This window comes from Tepidibacter formicigenes DSM 15518 (assembly GCF_900142235.1).
In the GTDB taxonomy this organism is placed as follows: Bacteria; Bacillota; Clostridia; order Peptostreptococcales; family Peptostreptococcaceae; genus Tepidibacter; species Tepidibacter formicigenes.
The window spans coordinates 14,655-34,587 of record NZ_FRAE01000019.1; the positions used below are offsets into that span (position 1 = coordinate 14,655).

Sequence of the window (19,933 nt, forward strand, 5' to 3'; positions counted from 1 at the left end):
AAATATATATAATTTTAAGAAAACTCAAAGGAGGGATAGATTTTGGGAATAATACATATAAATGGAAGCAACCTTTCTATAGAAGATATTATTAATGTTGCAAGAAAAAATCATATTGTAGAGCTTTCAAAAGAGGCTCAAGAAAATGTTATAAAAAGTAGAAAGATTGTAGATAAATTTGTAGATGAAGAAAAAATAGTATATGGAATAACAACTGGTTTTGGAAAGTTTTCTGATGTAGTTATATCAAAAGAAGAAACTAAAATTCTTCAGAAAAATTTAATTATTAGTCATGCTTGTGGAGTAGGAAAACATTTTTCTGAAGATGTTGTAAGAGCTATAATGCTTCTTAGAATTAATGCTTTATCTAAAGGGAATTCAGGAATTAGACTTGAAACTTTAAATACATTAATAGAAATGCTTAATAAAGGTGTTCATCCTATAATACCAGAAAAAGGATCTCTTGGAGCATCTGGAGATTTAGCGCCTTTATCTCATATGGTTCTTGTTATGCTTGGTGAAGGAGAGGCTATTTATAAAGGAGAAAGAATTTCTGGAAAAGATGCTTTAAGTAAAGCTGGTATTTCTCCTGTTGAGCTTACTTCAAAAGAAGGACTTGCGCTTATAAATGGAACTCAAGTAATGACTGCTGTAGGAGCACTTACTATATATGATTCTATAAATTTACTTAAAATGGCTGACATTAGTGCAGCATTAACTATTGAAGCTTTAAATGGTATAATTACAGCCTTTGACGAAAAAGTACATAGTGTAAGACCTCATACTGGACAAATTAATACAGCTAAAAATTTATTAAATATACTAAAACAAAGTAATATGACTACTAAACAAGGTGAAATTAGAGTTCAAGATGCTTATACTTTAAGATGTACACCTCAAATACATGGAGCAAGTAAGGATGCTATAGATTATGTTAAGAAAAAAATTGATATAGAAATAAATTCTGCTACAGATAATCCTCTTATATTTCCTGATAAGGAAGAAGTTATATCAGGAGGAAATTTCCATGGCCAGCCAATGGCTTTAAGTTTTGATTTCTTAGGAATAGCCCTAGCTGAAATTGCAAATGTTTCTGAACGAAGATTAGAAAGACTTGTAAATCCAGCATTAGGAGGTCTTCCAGCATTTTTAACACAAAAAGGAGGATTAAACTCTGGATTTATGATAGTTCAATACTCAGCAGCATCTCTTGTTTCTGAAAATAAAGTTTTAGCACATCCAGCAAGTGTCGACTCAATTCCATCATCAGCAAATCAGGAAGACCATGTATCTATGGGTACAATAGCTGCTAGAAAAGCAAGAGAAATACTAGAAAATACAAGAAAGGTTTTAGCAATGGAAATACTTGCAGCAGCTCAAGGGATAGACTTACAAGAAAATAAAGGACTTGGAAAAGGAACAAAAATAGCATATGAAATAATCAGAAATCATATTGAAAAAATAGTTGATGATGTGATTATGTACAAAGAAATAGAGAAATGTGAAGAATTAATAAAATCTAATATTATAGTCGAAAGTATAGAAAAGGAAATAGGTAATCTTTGTTAGAAATATAGAAGGTGTAGTTTTTATTAAAACTATGCCTTTTATTTATTTTTTGAAAAATATAAAATATAAATAAGATAATAAAAAGGAAAAAGAGGGATTGGTATGGAGATTATAAATGTAAAACTATTTGATACACCAGTTGTATATAAAAATAATGAAAGAATTTATTTTCCTTATAAAAAATCAGAAGCTTTATTTTATTATCTTGTTGTAAACAAGCAAGCTACTAGAGAAGAATTAGTTAATCTTTTTTGGGGAGAAACAGAAGAGAGCACAGCTAAGAAAAATTTAAGAAATGCTATGTATCAAATAAGAAAAATATTTGATATGGATATTGTAATATCTCCTCAAAAATCTGTTGTTATCCTAAATTCTAAAATTAAATTAGAATCAGATTTAGATAGTTTTTTAAATAATGAAAATATATTTTTGGAAAACAATTATGGAGAATTTTTAAAAGGGTTTATAGTAAAAAATAGTGAAGCTTTTGGATGGTGGATAAGTAAAAAAAGACAGGAATATAAAGATATGTATATATATAAACTTCATAATAAAATAAAATATTTTTTAGATAAGAAGGAATACGATAATGCTCAAAAAATCGCAAAAATTTTAATTAGTGAAGATGAATTTGATGAAAGAGCATATAGAATAATAATGGATATTTACTGTAAACAGGGTTTTTTTAATAAAGCTATAGATACATATAACAAATTATCGGAAGTGCTTAAAAATGAATTAGAAGTTACTCCTGATATTAAAACTAAAGAAATTTATGATCAAATAATAAATATGAAAAGTACAAAGCAAGAAGAAAATAAAAATAATAATGAAGATCTTTTTTTTGGAAGAGAAAAGGAATTGAAATTTTTAAAATATAATTACAATAAATTTTTAACCTCTAAAGAAGGAAAATCTGTATTAATCATAGGGGAAGCTGGAATAGGAAAAAGTAAATTAAAAGATATATTTATAAATAATGTAAACAAAAAAGAAATATATTTAATAGATGCAATCTGTTATCAAGCAGAAGAAAACTATATATTAAAGCCATGGAACAGTATATTTTTCACATTATCTAATATCATAAAAAAAGAAAAAATAAATATACCAATTTTATGGAAAGAATTAATTTCTCATGTATTTCCTGTATTTAATTTAGAAGATAAGAATATAAACATAAATACTATAGAAAATATAGACTCTTTAAAATATCAATCAATAGAAAATGCTATTATATCTTTATTTAAAAATTTAGCTCAAAGGAAAAAAATATTATTAGTATTTGATGATATTCAATGGATGGACAAAACAAGTTTATCTCTTTTACAAAGTTTAATTATAGATGATAAAGAAAACAATATAATTTTTATAGGAAATCTTAGAAATTCATATGAACATAAAATTGATAAATTTATTGCTTTAATGGCAAAATTCAATAAAATAGAAAAAATAAAACTAAATAGATTTAACAAAAAAGAAGTTGAAGAGTTTTCTAAACTATTACTTCCAGAATATGAAATTAACAATTTTCTTAGTGAAAAAATTTATAAAGAAAGTGAAGGAAATATATTTTTTCTTATTGAGATTTTGAACACATTAAAAAATCAAGGAAATATAAATTTTATGTCATCTAAAATTCAAGACATATTAAAAAGTAGATTTATAGATATTTCTGATGATGCAAGAAAAATTTTAAATATAGCTTCTTTGTTTTTTGAAGGATTTACTATTAATATATTAAAGCTTATAATAGGAAAAGATGAACTGGATATTATGGATATAATAGAAGAATTAGAAAATAAATTTATTATTAAAGAAATAATCAGTGAAGATGAAATCAAATTTACATTTACTCATCAAAAGCTTAGAGAATATATATATATGAATCAATCTGCGGCTAGAAGAAAAATACTTCATAATAAAATAGGACTTATACTTGAGAAAAGTTTGAAAAATGATACTAGTGACAGAATAATGTACTCTAAACTTATATATCATTTTTCTAATGGTGGTAATAAGATAAAGAACTTAGAATATACTATTAAAAATATTAAATCTTATTTAGACTTTACTCATGAGCTTTTTCCTATAGAAAATAAAGAAATATCTATAAATAATTTACATATTAATGAAGAAGATATACAAAAACATTTTGAAAATATAGAACAAATATTAAACAGTATTGATTATAAACATGATAGTGAAATAATAAATCTGTACATATTGTTTTTTTATATGAAAGGTAGATATTTAATAAGAGAAGGTGAGTATGAAAAAGGAATTTACTGTATACAAGATGTAATAAGAAAATCAATAAATATTAAAAACTATAATTACATATTAGAGTGTTATAAACAGATGATTTATTACTGTATTCAAACATATAATTTAGATATGATAGATAAATATATAAATGAATCCTTAATTATAGCAAAAGAAAAAAATATTAAGCATGAAGTAGGGATATTATTTCGCCTTAAGGGACTTAGTTGTATTATGTCTTGTGAATATGAAAAAGCACAAGAGTTTTTGAATGAATCAATAAATATCTTTAATTCAATAAACAAAATATATGGAAATTATTCTTTAAATATTGCTGCAGCATATAATTATATTGGAGAAATAAATAGACGTAAGAAGAATTTTTTAGATTCTATAAAATATTATGATAAAGCTATAAGTATTTGTGAAAATGAAAAAATAATAGGAGGATTAAGTTTATTCAATACAAATGCAGCTCAGGCGTCATTTGACATGAAGGAATATAAACTAGCTAAAAAATATTTAAAAAAAGCAATTGATTTATATAAAGAAATAGATTCATTGTGGGGTAGATCTATATGTAATGGATATATGTCTATTGTAAGTCTAATAGAAAATAATTATAAAGATTCTTTATACTATTTAAAAGAAGCACAAAAATATAGTAAAAAGCTTAAAAGTCCTTATGAACAAGGAATTGTATGTAGAGTAGAAGCTCAAATAAAAATAGAAATCAGTAAAAATGAAAAATTACATAATATGTTTTCAGAGTATTTACCTTTAACGTATGAAGATTATTGTGATAAGGGAATAGAGTTACTAAAAAGAATAAATGGATGTTATGAAATAGAGATACTTAAAAACTTAAAAACAAATTTATAGTTTGTTTTTTTGGTGGGGGGAAATATATGGCTAGAAGATTAAAAAATAATTACAATTCTATAGAATCAGAAATTGATAATTTTTTTAAAAATATGCAAGAAAATAAAGTAATATCAACAGGAATTAATAATTTTGACCAGATATTAAATGGAGGAATATTAAATGGACTTTATGTTATAGGATCAATGCCTAGCTTTGGAAAAACTGATTTTATAAATCAAATAGCAGATAATATAGCAAAACAGGGATATGATATATTATTTTTTTCTTATCAAATGAGAAGGGAAGAATTGATTTTAAGAAGTTTATGCAGAAAAATATTTTTATTAAATCCTAAAAAAAACAGAAATATAGAAACTATAAATATAATGAGAAAAGAATGTGATGAGAATTTAATGAAGCAAGGATTAGAATATTACAAAAAAAATATATCTAAAACTATGTTTATTATTGAAGGGGATTTTAAAACAGGAGTCAAGGAAATAAAAGACAAAGTAGAAAGGCATATAAGATTAAGGCAAAAAAAACCTGTTGTTATTATTGACTATTTACAAGCTATAAAGCCTCTAGATTTTAAAATGTCAGACAAACAAAAAAATGATTACAATTTATTAGAACTTAAAAAAATTGTTAAAGACTTTAATATTCCCATATTATGCTTATCCTCTCAAAGTAGAGATAGATATCTTAAACAAGCTTATTATGACAGTTTTAAAGATACAGGAAATATTGAAGATGTAGCAGATATAGCTGTGTATTTACAGTTTAAAAATTTAGCAGAGCAATTTAGGAGTGGGACTGAGGTTGAAAAAATAAGAAAAGCTTATGAATTAAAAAATCAATATCCAAGAAAATTAGAGCTTTTATTATTAAAAAACAGAAATGGACTAGATCACAATATAGATTATCTTTATTATTATTATAAAAATAATTATTTTTCAAGTGATAGAATAAAAGAGGGAATTTAATATATTAAAAAAGGTGATTGTAAAAATCATCTTTTTTTGTGCAATTAAAAAATTTTCAATTTTTATATTTTTTATATTGCAATTTTAGAAAAAGTTGATATAATAAAAATAAAATATGAACAAGTATTCATATGAACAAATAATAAAATGGGGACTAAGGAGGATTATATGCATATAGAAAATTGTTGTAAAGGACTTGACGATAAGACTCTCAAAGAAATCAAAGAAAAAATGCCAAAGGAAGAAGCACTATATTTACTTTCTGATTTTTTTAAGGTTTTTGGAGATAGTACAAGAATAAAATTAATCTATGCTTTGTTTAATGGAGAAATGTGTGTTGGAACTATTGCTAATTTATTGGATATGAGTCAATCTTCAGTTTCTCATCAGTTAAGAATTCTAAGAAATAATAGACTAGTAAAAACGCGAAAGGAAGGAAAATTAGTTTATTATTCTCTAGATGATAAGCATGTTGAAGCTATTTATCAGATGGGGTTAGATCATATTATGGAAAAGGAAGTGAAATGATATGAAAGAAGAAGTATTAAAAAATAAAGGTGGTTGAGGTTGTAACAGCGGCTGTGGAACAGCTAAAGAAAATCATAACCACCATGATCACAGTCATGATGTAAGTAAAAAAGATTTAATAGAGTTAATCTTAGGAGCAGTCATTTTTGCATGTGCAATTTTTATTAATGGTGGCCAAGGGCTTCAACTTGGATTATTTTTAGTTGCATATGTAATAATAGCTAGAAATATAGTATTTGATGCTGTTAAAGGAATATTATCAGGTCAATTATTAGATGAAAACTTTTTAATGGCAATAGCGTCAGTTTCAGCCTTTTTAATAGGGGAATATCCAGAGGCAGTTGCAGTTATGTTATTTTATCGACTGGGAGAGATATTTGAGCATATGGCAGTAAATAAATCAAAAAATTCAATTACTGCACTATTAGATATTAAACCAGAGTTTGCTAATTTAAAAGTGGAAAATAGTTATAAAAAGGTTTCTCCAGATGAAATTAGAATTGGAGACATTATTTTAGTAAAACCTGGTGAAAAGGTTCCTCTTGATGGAATCGTAATTGAAGGTGAGTCTACATTAGATACTTCTGTAATTACAGGGGAATCTATACCAAGGGAAATTGGTATTCATAATGAGGTGTTTAGTGGTTCTATTAATAAGACTGGTGCTTTAACTATTAAAGTTACAAAGGTATTTAAAGACTCAACTGTTTCAAAAATCTTAGATTTAGTTGAAAAGGCAAATGCTCAAAAGGCTAAAACTGAAAAGTTTATTACAAAATTTGCAAGATATTATACTCCAGGAGTTGTAGGTGCTGCAGTATTGTTAGCCATTATTCCACCTATACTTTTAAAACAAGGTTTTTTTACTTGGATGCATAGAGCTGCAATTTTCCTAGTTGTATCTTGCCCATGTGCATTAGTAATATCTATACCATTAGGATATTTTGGTGGAATTGGTGGTGCATCAAGAAATGGAATTTTAATCAAAGGTGGAAACTTTATCGAGGCATTAAAGCAAGTAGATACTGTTGTGTTTGATAAAACTGGAACGCTAACAAAAGGAAGGTTTCATATAAAAGAAATACTAGTAGAAAAAGATTATAATGACAAAGAAGTATTAGAAATTGCAGCACATGTAGAATATTTTTCTAATCATCCAATTGCACAGTCTATTGTTGAAACATATTCTAATGAAATAGATGAATCAAAAGTATCAAATTTAAAAGAGTTATCTGGTAAAGGAATTAAGGCACAATTTGATAAAAAAGATGTTCTTGTTGGAAATAAAAAATTAATGAAAGATAGTGAAATAAATATTCCAAATATTAATCAAAATGGAACTAATATTTATGTAGCTATTGAAGGTAAGTATGTTGGAACTATTATTATTACTGATGAATTAAAATCAGATACAAAAAAAGGCATTGAATTATTAAAGAAAATGGGAATTTCAAAACTTGTTATGTTAACAGGGGATCATAAGAATATAGCAGAGAATATTGGTAAAGAAGTTGGAATTGATGAGGTATACTCTGAACTACTACCACATGAGAAAGTTGAGAAGTTAGAATTAATTATTGATAATCATAAGAGCAGTGGAAAAATTATGTTTGTTGGGGATGGAATTAATGATGCTCCTGTACTAGCGAGGGCTGATATAGGTGTAGCCATGGGTGGATTAGGTTCTGATGCTGCAATTGAATCTGCAGATGTTGTCTTAATGACAGATGAGATAAGTAAGATTTCTATGGCTATTAGAATTTCAAAGTACACTAATAAGATTGTATGGCAAAATATTATACTTGCACTTGGAGTAAAAGGAATTATTCTTATTCTTGGTGCATTGGGAATTGTTAATATGTGGGGAGCAGTTTTTGGAGATGTAGGAGTTGCAACTATAGCAATACTAAACTCTATGAGGGTATTAAAAGCAAAATAGAATTTTATAAAAAATATTAAACCCAACACATTAAAAATATACTGGGTTTATGAACAATCTAAGAGCATGTAGTTTACATGCTCTTAAATCATATTATAGAGTTTTTAATCATCATCATATTCATCATCATCAAAGCTAAAATCTAATTTTTTATTTTTATCTTCTTTTTCTCTATCTATATAACATAAAACATTTAATCTGGCTTCTCCTATAATTTCTACATCTAAAGTATATTCAATTTGAATTGATATTGTAGGAATACCGGACTTATTAATAATCATAGAGCCTAGAGATGTTGGTTGTTTAGAGATTCTTGATAAAACCTTTTTGCTATAGTACTCTTCACCTTCTAAAACGGGTATAGATATTATTTCTGAGAATTTTTCATAGCTTTTAACAACATTTGTGTTGTCATTTTCTTCATACCATACGTGAACTTCAAATTCTCCTCTTACGTTAATTTTAATATAATTTTTTGAGATTTCTTCAATTTTACTTTCTTCTATCTTGGCGTTCCTTATAGCACATCCTAAGATCTGAGTAGGTATCCCAATATCATCGATATCTAAATATATACTGTTTTTACATGTTTGTGATTTCCTACCACAAACTGTATTAGTGATAATAGTACTTATCTTTCTGTTATTTTTGTACTTATTATCCATAATAACCCTCCTCTCTTATACTTATATATAATATTCCTACAAAAATAGAAATGTGATAGTATAAGCATTATTTTTTTTGTATCAAAGAAAATACAATAAATCATATATTGGTATTAGGGTTGGGGCTTTAATTTAAGGGGGTGATAAATATGAGAAAAAAAGCATTAGTAACAGGGTGTGCTGGATTTATTGGATCTCACTTATGTGAAAAACTTATTAAGGAAGGATTCCATGTTATAGGTATAGATTGTTTTACTGATTATTATTCTAAGTCAATAAAGAAGTCAAATTTATCTTTATTAATATCAAATCCTAATTTTATTTTTATAGAGGGAGATTTAATTAAAATTTCATTAAAAGAATATTTAAAAGATGTAGAGTTTATTTTTCACCAGGCAGGACAGCCTGGGGTTCGGGGAAGTTGGGGAAAAGAATTTGATGTTTATATAGATAATAATATTTTTGCAACACAGATTCTTTTAGAAGAAGCTAAAGATTATAATATTAAAAAGTTTGTTTATGCTTCATCATCTTCTGTTTATGGTAATACAAATATACTTCCTATGAAAGAATCGCAATTACCTGAACCTTTTTCACCTTATGGAGTTACAAAATTAGCAGCAGAACAATTATGTCATCTTTATTATGAAAATTATGGTTTACCAGTTATATCTCTTAGATATTTTACTGTATTTGGTCCAAGACAAAGACCTGAAATGGCTATTAGTTCATTTATAAGATCAATGTTTAATGATAAAGAATTAGTTGTATATGGAGATGGAAATCAAGTTAGAGATTTTACTTATATAGATGATATAGTAAGTGCTAATTTATTAGCTGCTTACTCAGATATTAAAGGAGAAGTATTTAATGTAGCTAGTCAAAATCCTGTAAAACTAATAGATGTAATATATATGTTAGAAAAAATAATAGGAAAAAAAGCTATAATAAACTTTAAGGAAAGTCAAAAAGGAGATGTAAAAGATACTTATGGTGATATAAGTAAAATAAAAAAAATGTTAGGATATAATCCTTATTTTGATATTGAAAAAGGATTAGCAAATCATGTTAAGTATATGGAAAAGCTGAAAATATGAATTTTAATATATTAACAATCACACTTATAAAGCAAATGAATATAATATAATGACAAGAGAGAAATACAAATAAAATTAATATTAATTTTAAAATCGCTTTTAAGGGGGAATTTGATAATGAAATATCAAGAAAAATATGTTGGTTCTAAGGAAGAATTATTTACATTTTTAAAAGAAAATTATTCTAAATTAATGAAGGATTTACTTGAAATAGAAGGCAAAAAGGTAAAAATACCTGAAGATAAGGAATTAGAGTATAAAATAAAATATGAAAATGATGAATTCGAAGGGTCATATGCTGTTAAAATAACTTGGGTAAATAAAGAAGAATTTGAAGAAGATGATGAATTCTAGCAATAAAATTAGTATGGGGGAGTAATCCCCCTATTGTTATATTTAAGGAGGAAATGAAATGGAAGATATAAAAGGTGTTTTAGATAAATATGATATAGAGGTTATCAACATTAAACTAGAGTCTTATAAAGGAAAGAAGGGAGTTTGGTGGGTTAAAACTCCATATGATTACAAAATATTAAAAAAGCAATCTTTTTCAGATAAAACTTTAGAATTTATAATTGATGCAGTAGAGCATCTTACTAGGAATGGGGTTTATATACCTGAGATAATAAAAACTAAAGATGGAAATAAATATGCTTTAATAGATGGAACATGCTATGTATTGAGCCAGGCTATTCAAGGCAAAACACTTAATTACTCAACTTCAGAAAATATAAAAAGAATAGTTCAGGAGTTAGCTAATTTTCATAAAGGCTCTAAAGGATTTAAACCATCTGAGAATTATAAAACTAGAACACATCTTGGGCTTTGGATAGATAAGTACAAAGATGAAATGAATAAAATTAAAAAGTACTATGATATGGAAGTTTCAAATAGTTATCATTCTGAATTTGGAAGGATTATATTAAATGAATTCCCTCATTTTTATAATAGAATTGAAACAGCAGTGAATGGATTTGATGAACCCCATTATCATAAATGGGTTAATGAAGTTAAAAATACTGGAGGATTATGTCATCAAGACTTTACAGCTGGAAATCTTGTACTAGCAGATTCAGGTAATTTATATGTATTAGATACAGACTCTCTTACTGTTGACATACCTTTAAGAGATATAAGAAAAATATTAAATAAAATAATGAAAAGAAAAAATGGTGGATGGGATTATGAATTAACTAAAGATATTCTAAGATGGTATCAAATGAAGAATCCTCTTGAAGATTATCAATGGGAAGTATTAAAACCTACTTTAACATATCCTCATTTATTTTCAGGTATTATGAGAAAATACTATGAAAAAAGAGAAAAAACTTGGACTGAAGCTAAATATGTAAAAAGGTTAAAAGAAATGATAGATATTGAAAAATCAGTAGAGCCTATTATAAAAAATTTCAATGATATTATTCCTGTTTAACTATTAAGAGGGGGATCATAAAATGGAAAATTTAATCAATTTAGCAAAGAGTGTACTGTCAAACTATAATATTAATCCTGATAATATAAAAATAATTCAAAATAGTGGATTGAAAACTCTTTGGAAGTTTAATTGTAAGGACAAAACTATGTGTTTGAAGAGATTAAGACATAGCAAAGAAAAAGCATTATTTTCAGTAAATGCACAAATTAATGTTTACAATAATGGAGGACATGTTCCAAAAGTTTATTTAAATTCTAATAACAATCCTATTACAGAATATAATGAACAATTATTTGTTTTGTATGAATGGATAGATGGTAGAGATTTATATTTTAATAATCCTACAGACTTTAGATTGGCACTAGAAGGTTTAGCAAAATTTCATATAGCATCTAGAGGATATGTACCTCCTAAAGGAGCTAAAATTTCATCTAAACTTGGAAGATGGAATGAGCAGTATGAGTCTATGAAAAAAAGAATGCTTAAATGGAAAGAAGAAGCTAAAAACAATTTAAGTAATATTTCTCATAAAAGCTATTATGAAAATATAGATTCAATTATAAATATTGCAGATATGGCATTAAATGGTTTAGAAAAATCAGCATATAAAGACTTAACAAATATAGAATTGAGTAAATCAACTTTATGTCATCAAGATTTTGGTGAAGGTAATGTTATTTTTTCTGGAACAGAGTCTTATGTTATAGATCTTGATGGAGCAACTTATGATTTAGTTATAAGAGATTTAAGAAAAATCATAGGAAAAAGAATGCAAAAACGTGGGAAGTGGCAAGAAGAAATTATAAATACCATATTAAATTGGTATGAAAAAAATAATAAATTATCATTAGAAGAAAAAGAAATATTAAAAATTGATTTATTATATCCTCACTGGTTTTTTGGAGAAGTAAAGAATTTATATAAGAAGAATAAATATTTAAGTCCTAATAAAATAGAAAGAATTGCAGAACTAGAGAAAAGTAAAGTTAGAATTTTAAAAAATTTGTTCTAGAGAGGAGAATGCTATGAAAATTGCTTTTGTTTGTACAGAAAAGCTTCCGGTTCCTCCAGTTCTAGGAGGAGCTATTCAAATATATATAGAAGGAGTATTACCTATTTTGTCAAAGCATCATGAAATAACTGTTTTTAGTTTGCAAAATAGCAATCTTCCTAATGTAGAGAAAAAAGGTAATGTAAAGTATATTAGAGTAAAAGGAAGAACTCGAACTGAATATGTTAATAATGTCAGGGATGAACTTACAGATGAATTTGATCTTGTTCATGTATTTAATAGACCTCGATGGGTACCTATATTAAGTAAATCTTTACCTAATACTGCTTTTAGCTTAAGTCTTCATAATGAAATGATGTTACCTAAAAAAATAGATTCTCAAATGGGGCAAGAGTGTGTAGATAGGGTAGAGTTTATTACTACTGTAAGCAAATTTATAGCTGATGGAGTAAAAAGTTTGTATCCAAGTGCTGAAAATAAATTAAAGCCAGTTTATTCAGCTACAGATGCAAATAAGATAAAACCATTTTGGAGTGAGGATGTTATACAGGATAGAATAAATATGAGAAAGCAATATGGACTTGAAAATTCGAAAGTTATTCTTTATGTAGGTAGATTATCTGTAAAGAAAGGTCCACATGTTTTAGTTGAGGCTATGAAAGAAGTAATGGATTCTCATCCAAATACTTCATTAGTGTTTGTAGGAAGTAAATGGTATGGCAATAATGCTACAGATGAGTATATAAAGAAATTACAAAATGAAGCGAAAGGATTAAAAAATCCAGTTGTTTTTACTGGTTTTTTAACTCCATATGAAATACCTAAATATTATAATATAGGAGATATATTTGTATGTACATCTCAATGGGAAGAACCTCTTGCAAGAGTACACTATGAAGCCATGGCAGCAGGTCTTCCTATTATAACTACTGACCGTGGTGGAAATGCTGAAGTTATAGAAGAAGGAGTTAATGGATTTGCAATTAAAGACTATGACAATCCTCAGGCTTTTGCAAAACATATTAAATATCTTTTAGATAATGAAGATGAAGCAATCAATATGGGGAAAATGGGAAGAAAGTTTGCAGTAGAAAAGCATAATTGGGAAATAATAGCAAATAGACTTTTAAAACTTTTTGAAAGCATAAAAGGCTGTTGATGTATCAACAGCCTTTTATATACCCTTTTCCAATTGAATAATAATTTATATTATTTTTTTCAACTTTTTTAATATCTAACACATTTCTACCATCTATAATAAATGGATTTTTCATTTTTTTCTTAACAACTTCTAAATCTATATTTGAGAATTCTTTCCAATCAGTACATATAATCATAGATGAAGAATCTAATAAGGTATCATATAAATTATCAAAGTACTGTATATCAGGGAATAATTTTTTTATTTCATTTGAAGCCATTGGATCATAAGCTTTAATAACAGCACCTTTTTTCAATAATTCTTCAATTATATATAGAGAAGGAGATTCTCTAATATCATCAGTTTCACTTTTAAATGTAAGTCCTAATATAGATATTATTTTTCCTTTTATATCCTTATATTCATCTAATAATACCTTAACAGGTAGTATTCTTTGATATTCATTTACTTTTATAGCACTCTTAACTATTTTAAAATCAGAACCGTATCTTTCACCAATTTTCACCAAACCTATAGTATCCTTTGGAAAACAAGATCCTCCAAATCCAATTCCTGGTTTTAGAAATTGAGGAGATATTCTTTTGTCTAGTCCTAAGGCATAAGAGATAGTATCAATATCTGCTCCAACTTTATTACATAAATTTGCTATTTCATTTATAAAAGAAATTTTTGTTGATAAAAATGCATTAGAAGCATACTTTATTAACTCTGCTGTTTCTGGTGTAGTAAATATAGTAACAATTTTAAAGGGCTCATATAATTTTTTTATAATATCTTTAGCTTTTTCACTATCATGTCCAATTACTATTCTATCTCCATGTAAAAAATCATATATTGCTTTTCCTTCTCTTAAAAATTCTGGATTAGAAACAACGTCAAAATTTTTAGGATTTACTCCATTTTCTATAAGAAGTTTTTTCACATATTTCTGAGATCCAACAGGTACTGTACTTTTATTAACTATAACCTTATATTCATTAATAAAACTAGAGATTTCATTAATTACATTTGTAATTTGACTCATATCTACATTTCCATCTTTTGTAGATGGAGTTCCTACTGCAATAAAAATAACATCTGATTTATTTACACCTTCTTTTAAATTATCTGTAAATAAAATACTTTTAGAATTTAAGCTTTTATTTAGTAATTCATTGAGGCCTTCTTCAAATATTGTTGGTATACCTTTATTTAATTTTTTAATTTTTTCAATATTTTTTTCTACACAAATTACTTTATTGCCCATTTTTGAGAAGACAACAGAAGTAATTAACCCTACATATCCACCACCTATAACACAAATATTCATTAAATTCACCTTCTTAGCTGTCAAATTCATTGTTAGTCTATAAGTAGTGTAACACTACTATATAAACATTATATGGAAAATATAATTTAGGGTGATAAATTAGACGTTTTATAGACGGCAAATTTATATAATTTAAAAAAGTGAATTTTTAGATTATTGTGGCAAATATATTTTTAGAGGGGGAGTTTTTTATGATATCTAATATTGATATTTCAAATGCTATGACAATAAAGCTTGATAATGAATTACCAAAAATGCCTAAATTTATTGAAGGAATAAGAAGGGCACCTAAAAGAGAATTTACTTTAAATAAGTTTGAAACTGAACTTGCATTAAAAAATGCACTTAGATATATACCGGAAGAATTTCATGAAAAATTAGCACCTGAGTTTTTAGATGAGCTTTTAACTAGAGGAAGAATTTATGGATATAGATTTAGACCAGAAGGAAATATAAAAGGAAAATCAATAGATGAATATAAAGGAAAGTGCATAGAAGGAAAAGCTTTCCAAGTTATGATAGATAATAATTTAGATTTTGATATAGCACTTTATCCTTATGAGCTTGTTACTTATGGAGAAACTGGACAAGTTTGTCAAAATTGGATGCAATATAGACTTATAAAAAAATACCTTGAAGAATTAACAGTAGATCAAACATTAGTTATTCAATCTGGACATCCTGTTGGTCTTTTTAAATCTCATCCAAATGCTCCAAGGGTTATAATAACTAATGCTTTAATGATTGGTATGTTTGATAATCAGGAAAACTTTAATAGAGCCATGGCTCTTGGGGTTGCAAATTATGGACAAATGACTGCTGGAGGATGGATGTACATAGGGCCACAAGGAATAGTACATGGTACATACTCTACAATACTTAATGCAGGAAGATTAATGCTTGGAGTACCTCAAGATGGAGATTTAAGAGGAAAATTATTTGTAACATCAGGTCTTGGAGGAATGAGTGGAGCACAAGGAAAGGCTGTTGAAATATCAAATGGAGTTGGAATAATAGCAGAGGTTGATTACTCTAGAATCCAAACTAGATATAATCAAGGCTGGGTAAGTAAAATTACTAATTCTTGTGAAGAAGCTTTTAAAATTGCTAAAGATTATATGGAAAAAGAAGAACCTTGTGCAATAGCTTATCATGGAAATATAGTAGATTTACTTGAATATGCAGTTAATAATGATATAAAAATAGATTTATTATCAGATCAAACTTCTTGCCATGCTGTTTATGATGGAGGATATTGTCCTCAAGGGCTTACATTTGAAGAAAGAACGAATCTTTTAGGAAAAGATAAGTCTAAATTTAAGGAACTTGTTGATAATACATTAAGACATCACTTTGAATTAATAAAAGAGCTTACTAAAAAAGGAACATATTTCTTTGATTATGGAAATAGCTTTATGAAGGCAGTGTATGATGCAGGAGTTAAGGAAATTGCCAAAAATGGTGTAGATGAAAGAGATGGATTTATATTCCCGTCTTATGTAGAGGATATATTAGGACCTCAATTATTTGATTTTGGATATGGACCATTTAGATGGGTATGCTTAAGTGGTAGTGAAGAAGATTTATTAAAAACAGATAAAGCAGCTATGGATTGTATAGATCCAGATAGAAGATACCAAGATAGAGACAATTATATTTGGATAAGAGATGCTCATAAAAACAAATTAGTAGTTGGAACTAAGGCAAGAATACTTTATCAAGATGCAATGGGAAGAACAAGAATAGCTCTTAAGTTTAATGAAATGGTAAGAAAAGGGGAAATAGGCCCTGTAATGCTAGGAAGAGATCATCATGATGTTTCAGGAACAGATTCTCCATTTAGAGAAACTTCTAATATAAAAGATGGAAGTAATATAATGGCAGATATGGCAACTCACTGTTTTGCAGGAAATGCAGCTAGAGGTATGAGCCTTATAGCACTTCACAATGGTGGAGGAGTTGGTATTGGTAAAGCTATAAATGGTGGATTTGGAATGGTTCTTGATGGAAGTCAAAGGGTTGATGATATATTAAGATTAGCTATGCCATGGGATGTTATGGGAGGAGTTGCAAGACGTGCTTGGGCTAGAAATCAAAACTCTATAACTACAAGTATTGAATATAATGAAATGAATAAAGGAACAGATCATATAACTCTTCCTTATATAGCAAGTAATGAGTTAGTGAAAAGTATTGTTGAAAAAGCTTTTGAAAAATAAATTTTAATTAGGAGGGTGTGAAGATGGCTAAGATAGTACAATGTGTTCCAAATTTTAGTGAAGGTAGAGATTTAGAAAAAATAGAAAAAATAGTTGAGCCACTTAGAGGAAAAGAAGGTGTTAAGCTTTTAAATTATGAAGCAGATAAAGATTATAATAGAGTTGTTGTAACTGTAATTGGAGAGCCTGAAGCTGTAAAAAATGCTATTATTGAATCAATAGGAGTAGCGACTGCTGTTATTGATATGACAAAACATGAAGGACAGCATTCTAGAATGGGAGCTACAGATGTAGTACCTTTTATTCCTATTAAGGGAATGAGTATGGATGAAGCTGTACAGCTTTCAAAGGAAACTGCAAAGGAAGTTTGGAAAAGATATAATATACCAGTATTTTTATATGAAAAAGCAGCAACAAAACCTGAAAGAGAAAATTTAGCCACAGTTAGAAAGGGACAATTTGAGGGAATGCCTGAAAAACTTAAAGATCCTAATTGGAATCCCGATTTTGGAAATAATAACATACATCCTACAGCTGGAGTTACAGCTATTGGAGCAAGAATGCCTCTTATTGCTTATAACATAAATTTAGATACAAGTAATATAGAAATAGCTAAAAAAATTGCAAAATGCATAAGACATTCAAGTGGAGGATTAAGATTTGTAAAAGCAGGACCTGTTGAGATACCAGAAAGAGGAATAGTTCAAGTCACAATGAATTTAACTGATTATACTAAGACTGCAATGTATAGAGCTTTTGAAATGGTAAAAATGGAAGCAAGAAGATATGGTGTAAATGTTCTTGGAAGTGAAATAGTTGGACTCGTTCCTATGGAAGCTTTGGCTGATACAGCAGCTTATTATTTAGGACTAGAAAACTTTGGTATGGATAAAATCTTAGAATCAGGACTTATGGAGTAGGTGATTGAATTGAGGGCAGATTTAATTATAAAAAACATAGGAAACTTAGTCACAATGAGAGGTTCAAATGGACCTAGAGTAAAAGAGGAAATGAATAATATTGAAATACTTAAAAATGCTTATGTTGCTGTAAAAGATGGAAAGATATTAGACGTAGGACAAGGATATATAGTAGATGAATTAATAGGAGAAAATACACAAATTCATGATGCAAAGGGTCTTACAGTAACACCGGGACTTGTTGATCCTCATACTCATTTAGTTCATGGAGGATCTCGTGAAAATGAATTTGCTTTAAAAATAAGTGGAGTTCCATATATTGAAATATTAAAAAGAGGTGGAGGAATATTAAGTACAGTAAAATCAACTAAAGAAGCTTCTTTTGATGAATTATATAATAAAGCTAAAAAAAGTCTTGATATTATGCTTGAATATGGAGTAACAACTCTTGAAGCAAAAAGTGGATATGGACTTGAACTTGATATAGAAGTAAAACAACTTGAAGTTGCTAAAAAATTGAATGAAACTCATCCAGTAGATATAGTATCTACGTTTTTAGGAGCTCATGCTATACCTACTGAATATAAGGAAAATCCTGATGAGTTTGTTAATTTAGTAATAGAAATGCTTCCGAAGGTTAAAGATTTAGCAGAGTTTGTTGATGTATTTTGTGAAGAGGGAGTTTTTTCAGTAGATCAAACTAGAAGAATACTTCAAAGAGCAAAAGAGCTTGGATATAAGTTAAAGCTTCATGCAGATGAAATAGTTCCAATAGGTGGAGCTGAGCTTTCAGCAGAACTTAAAGCTACATCTGCAGATCATTTAATGGCAGCAAGTGAAGAAGGAATGAAATTAATGGCTCAAAATAAAGTTATAGCTAACATTCTTCCTGGAACATCATTTAATTTAATGAAAAATTATGCTAATGCTAGAAAAATGATAGAACTTGGAGTTGCAGTATCTTTATCTACAGATTATAATCCAGGAAGTTGTCCTACTGAAAATATACAACTTATAATGCAGTTAGGTTCCTTAGGTCTTAAAATGACTCCAAGTGAAGTATTAACAGCTGTAACTATAAATGCTGCATATGCTATTGATAAAGCTCATGAGATAGGTTCTATTGAAGTTGGTAAAAAAGCTGACTTAGTAGTATTTGATTCTCCAAATATTGAATATATAATGTATCACTTTGGTATAAATCATGTACATAAAGTTTACAAGGAAGGAAAACTAGTTGTAGAAGATAGAAGAGTAGTATACTAAGGGGGATTTTTTATGAAGCTTATAGATATGAAAGTAGTAGATTTTAGTAATGAAGTAGATTCATCTTCACCTGCACCAGGAGGAGGATCAGTATCAGCTCTTGCAGCTAATATAGGAATAAGTCTTGGAAGAATGATGGGAAATTTAAGTTTTGGTAAGAAAAAATATGAAAGTTTAGATGAAAATATAAAAGAAGAATTTAAAAATAGATTTGAAAAATTAGGTGAAATAAGAAATTCTCTTTTAGAACTTGTAGATAAAGATACAGAGTCTTTTAATGAAGTTATGAAGGCATTTAAGCTTCCTAAAGAAACAGAAGAACAAAAGAAAATTAGAAAAGAAGAAATACAAAAGGCAACTATAGGATCTATAGATGTACCATTTGAAACTGCAAAACTTTCCTTAGAAGGTTTAAGACTTATGGAGTATTTTATAGATTATGGAAATCAAAATGCCATAACAGACTTAGGAGTAGGAAATCTTTTACTCTATGGTGGTCTTGAAGGAGCAATACTTAATGTAAAGGTAAATTTGTGTGGATTAGATGATAAAGGATTTGTAGAAAATAAAAGCAGAGAATGTGAAGAAATGCTAAGTGAAGGAAAAGATATAAAAGATAAAGTTCTTATTAAAATACATGAAAAAATAAGTTAAGTAATTTAAGTCCCAATTAAATTAATTGGGACTTAAATTATGG

Annotated in this window: 16 protein-coding genes; 14 read left to right on the forward strand and 2 right to left on the reverse strand. The window is 27.6% G+C overall.

Translation table 11 applies throughout. The features are described 5' to 3' along the window. Window positions 1–42: 42 nt before the first annotated feature. The 5 genes from hutH (at window position 43) to BUA77_RS05390 (ending at window position 8,151) form a co-directional block, all read left to right on the forward strand. Window positions 43–1,569: a histidine ammonia-lyase gene (hutH, locus tag BUA77_RS05370; RefSeq protein WP_072888073.1), complete on the forward strand. Its 1,527-nt coding sequence runs from the start codon at window positions 43–45 to the stop codon at window positions 1,567–1,569. Between the two features lie 102 nt (window positions 1,570–1,671). Further along, complete coding sequence (locus tag BUA77_RS05375; RefSeq protein ID WP_072888075.1) at window positions 1,672–4,716, forward strand: AAA family ATPase; 3,045 nt, start codon at window positions 1,672–1,674, stop codon at window positions 4,714–4,716. A 26-nt stretch (window positions 4,717–4,742) separates the two neighbouring features. After that, entirely contained in the window at window positions 4,743–5,684 is a 942-nt protein-coding gene (locus BUA77_RS05380) for a DnaB-like helicase C-terminal domain-containing protein (RefSeq protein WP_072888077.1), read from the forward strand. A gap of 168 nt (window positions 5,685–5,852) precedes the next feature. Next, window positions 5,853–6,212, forward strand: coding sequence for an ArsR/SmtB family transcription factor (locus BUA77_RS05385; RefSeq protein WP_072888079.1), 360 nt, complete (start codon window positions 5,853–5,855; stop codon window positions 6,210–6,212). Between the two features lie 289 nt (window positions 6,213–6,501). Continuing rightward, window positions 6,502–8,151, forward strand: coding sequence for a heavy metal translocating P-type ATPase (locus tag BUA77_RS05390; RefSeq protein WP_084605530.1), 1,650 nt, complete (start codon window positions 6,502–6,504; stop codon window positions 8,149–8,151). Window positions 8,152–8,255: 104 nt separating this feature from the next. Here BUA77_RS05390 and cotE read toward each other — a convergent pair whose 3' ends face one another. Next, complete coding sequence (cotE, locus tag BUA77_RS05395; RefSeq protein WP_072888081.1) at window positions 8,256–8,816, reverse strand: outer spore coat protein CotE; 561 nt, start codon at window positions 8,814–8,816, stop codon at window positions 8,256–8,258. A 149-nt stretch (window positions 8,817–8,965) separates the two neighbouring features. Here cotE and BUA77_RS05400 point away from each other — a divergent pair, with 149 nt between their 5' ends. The 5 genes from BUA77_RS05400 to BUA77_RS05420 all read left to right on the forward strand — a co-directional run bounded on the left by BUA77_RS05400 (window position 8,966) and on the right by BUA77_RS05420 (window position 13,519). Beyond that, complete coding sequence (locus tag BUA77_RS05400) at window positions 8,966–9,913, forward strand: NAD-dependent epimerase/dehydratase family protein (RefSeq protein ID WP_072888083.1); 948 nt, start codon at window positions 8,966–8,968, stop codon at window positions 9,911–9,913. A gap of 117 nt (window positions 9,914–10,030) precedes the next feature. Next, complete coding sequence (locus tag BUA77_RS05405) at window positions 10,031–10,267, forward strand: hypothetical protein (RefSeq protein WP_072888085.1); 237 nt, start codon at window positions 10,031–10,033, stop codon at window positions 10,265–10,267. Between the two features lie 58 nt (window positions 10,268–10,325). Further along, window positions 10,326–11,345 (forward strand): CotS family spore coat protein, encoded by a 1,020-nt coding sequence (locus tag BUA77_RS05410; protein ID WP_072888087.1) that lies wholly within the window; start codon window positions 10,326–10,328, stop codon window positions 11,343–11,345. A gap of 22 nt (window positions 11,346–11,367) precedes the next feature. Further along, complete coding sequence (locus BUA77_RS05415; protein WP_072888089.1) at window positions 11,368–12,360, forward strand: CotS family spore coat protein; 993 nt, start codon at window positions 11,368–11,370, stop codon at window positions 12,358–12,360. Between the two features lie 13 nt (window positions 12,361–12,373). Beyond that, complete coding sequence (locus tag BUA77_RS05420; RefSeq protein ID WP_072888091.1) at window positions 12,374–13,519, forward strand: glycosyltransferase family 4 protein; 1,146 nt, start codon at window positions 12,374–12,376, stop codon at window positions 13,517–13,519. A gap of 4 nt (window positions 13,520–13,523) precedes the next feature. On the opposite strand, the gene BUA77_RS05425 is transcribed toward BUA77_RS05420, so the two are convergent. Further along, window positions 13,524–14,831 carry a UDP-glucose dehydrogenase family protein gene (locus tag BUA77_RS05425; protein ID WP_072888093.1) on the reverse strand — a complete coding sequence of 436 codons (1,308 nt, stop codon included), beginning with the start codon at window positions 14,829–14,831 and terminating at the stop codon, window positions 13,524–13,526. Window positions 14,832–15,022: 191 nt separating this feature from the next. Here BUA77_RS05425 and BUA77_RS05430 point away from each other — a divergent pair, with 191 nt between their 5' ends. The 4 genes from BUA77_RS05430 to BUA77_RS05445 are packed head-to-tail and all read left to right on the forward strand — an operon-like array spanning window position 15,023 to window position 19,890. After that, entirely contained in the window at window positions 15,023–17,050 is a 2,028-nt protein-coding gene (locus BUA77_RS05430; protein ID WP_072888095.1) for a urocanate hydratase, read from the forward strand. 23 nt (window positions 17,051–17,073) lie between these two features. Next, on the forward strand, window positions 17,074–17,970 hold the full coding sequence (ftcD, locus tag BUA77_RS05435; RefSeq protein WP_072888097.1) for a glutamate formimidoyltransferase: 897 nt from the start codon (window positions 17,074–17,076) through the stop codon (window positions 17,968–17,970). Continuing rightward, complete coding sequence (gene hutI / locus BUA77_RS05440; RefSeq protein ID WP_334292346.1) at window positions 17,971–19,236, forward strand: imidazolonepropionase; 1,266 nt, start codon at window positions 17,971–17,973, stop codon at window positions 19,234–19,236. Window positions 19,237–19,248: 12 nt separating this feature from the next. Further along, complete coding sequence (locus tag BUA77_RS05445; RefSeq protein ID WP_072888101.1) at window positions 19,249–19,890, forward strand: cyclodeaminase/cyclohydrolase family protein; 642 nt, start codon at window positions 19,249–19,251, stop codon at window positions 19,888–19,890. Window positions 19,891–19,933 lie beyond the last annotated feature (43 nt).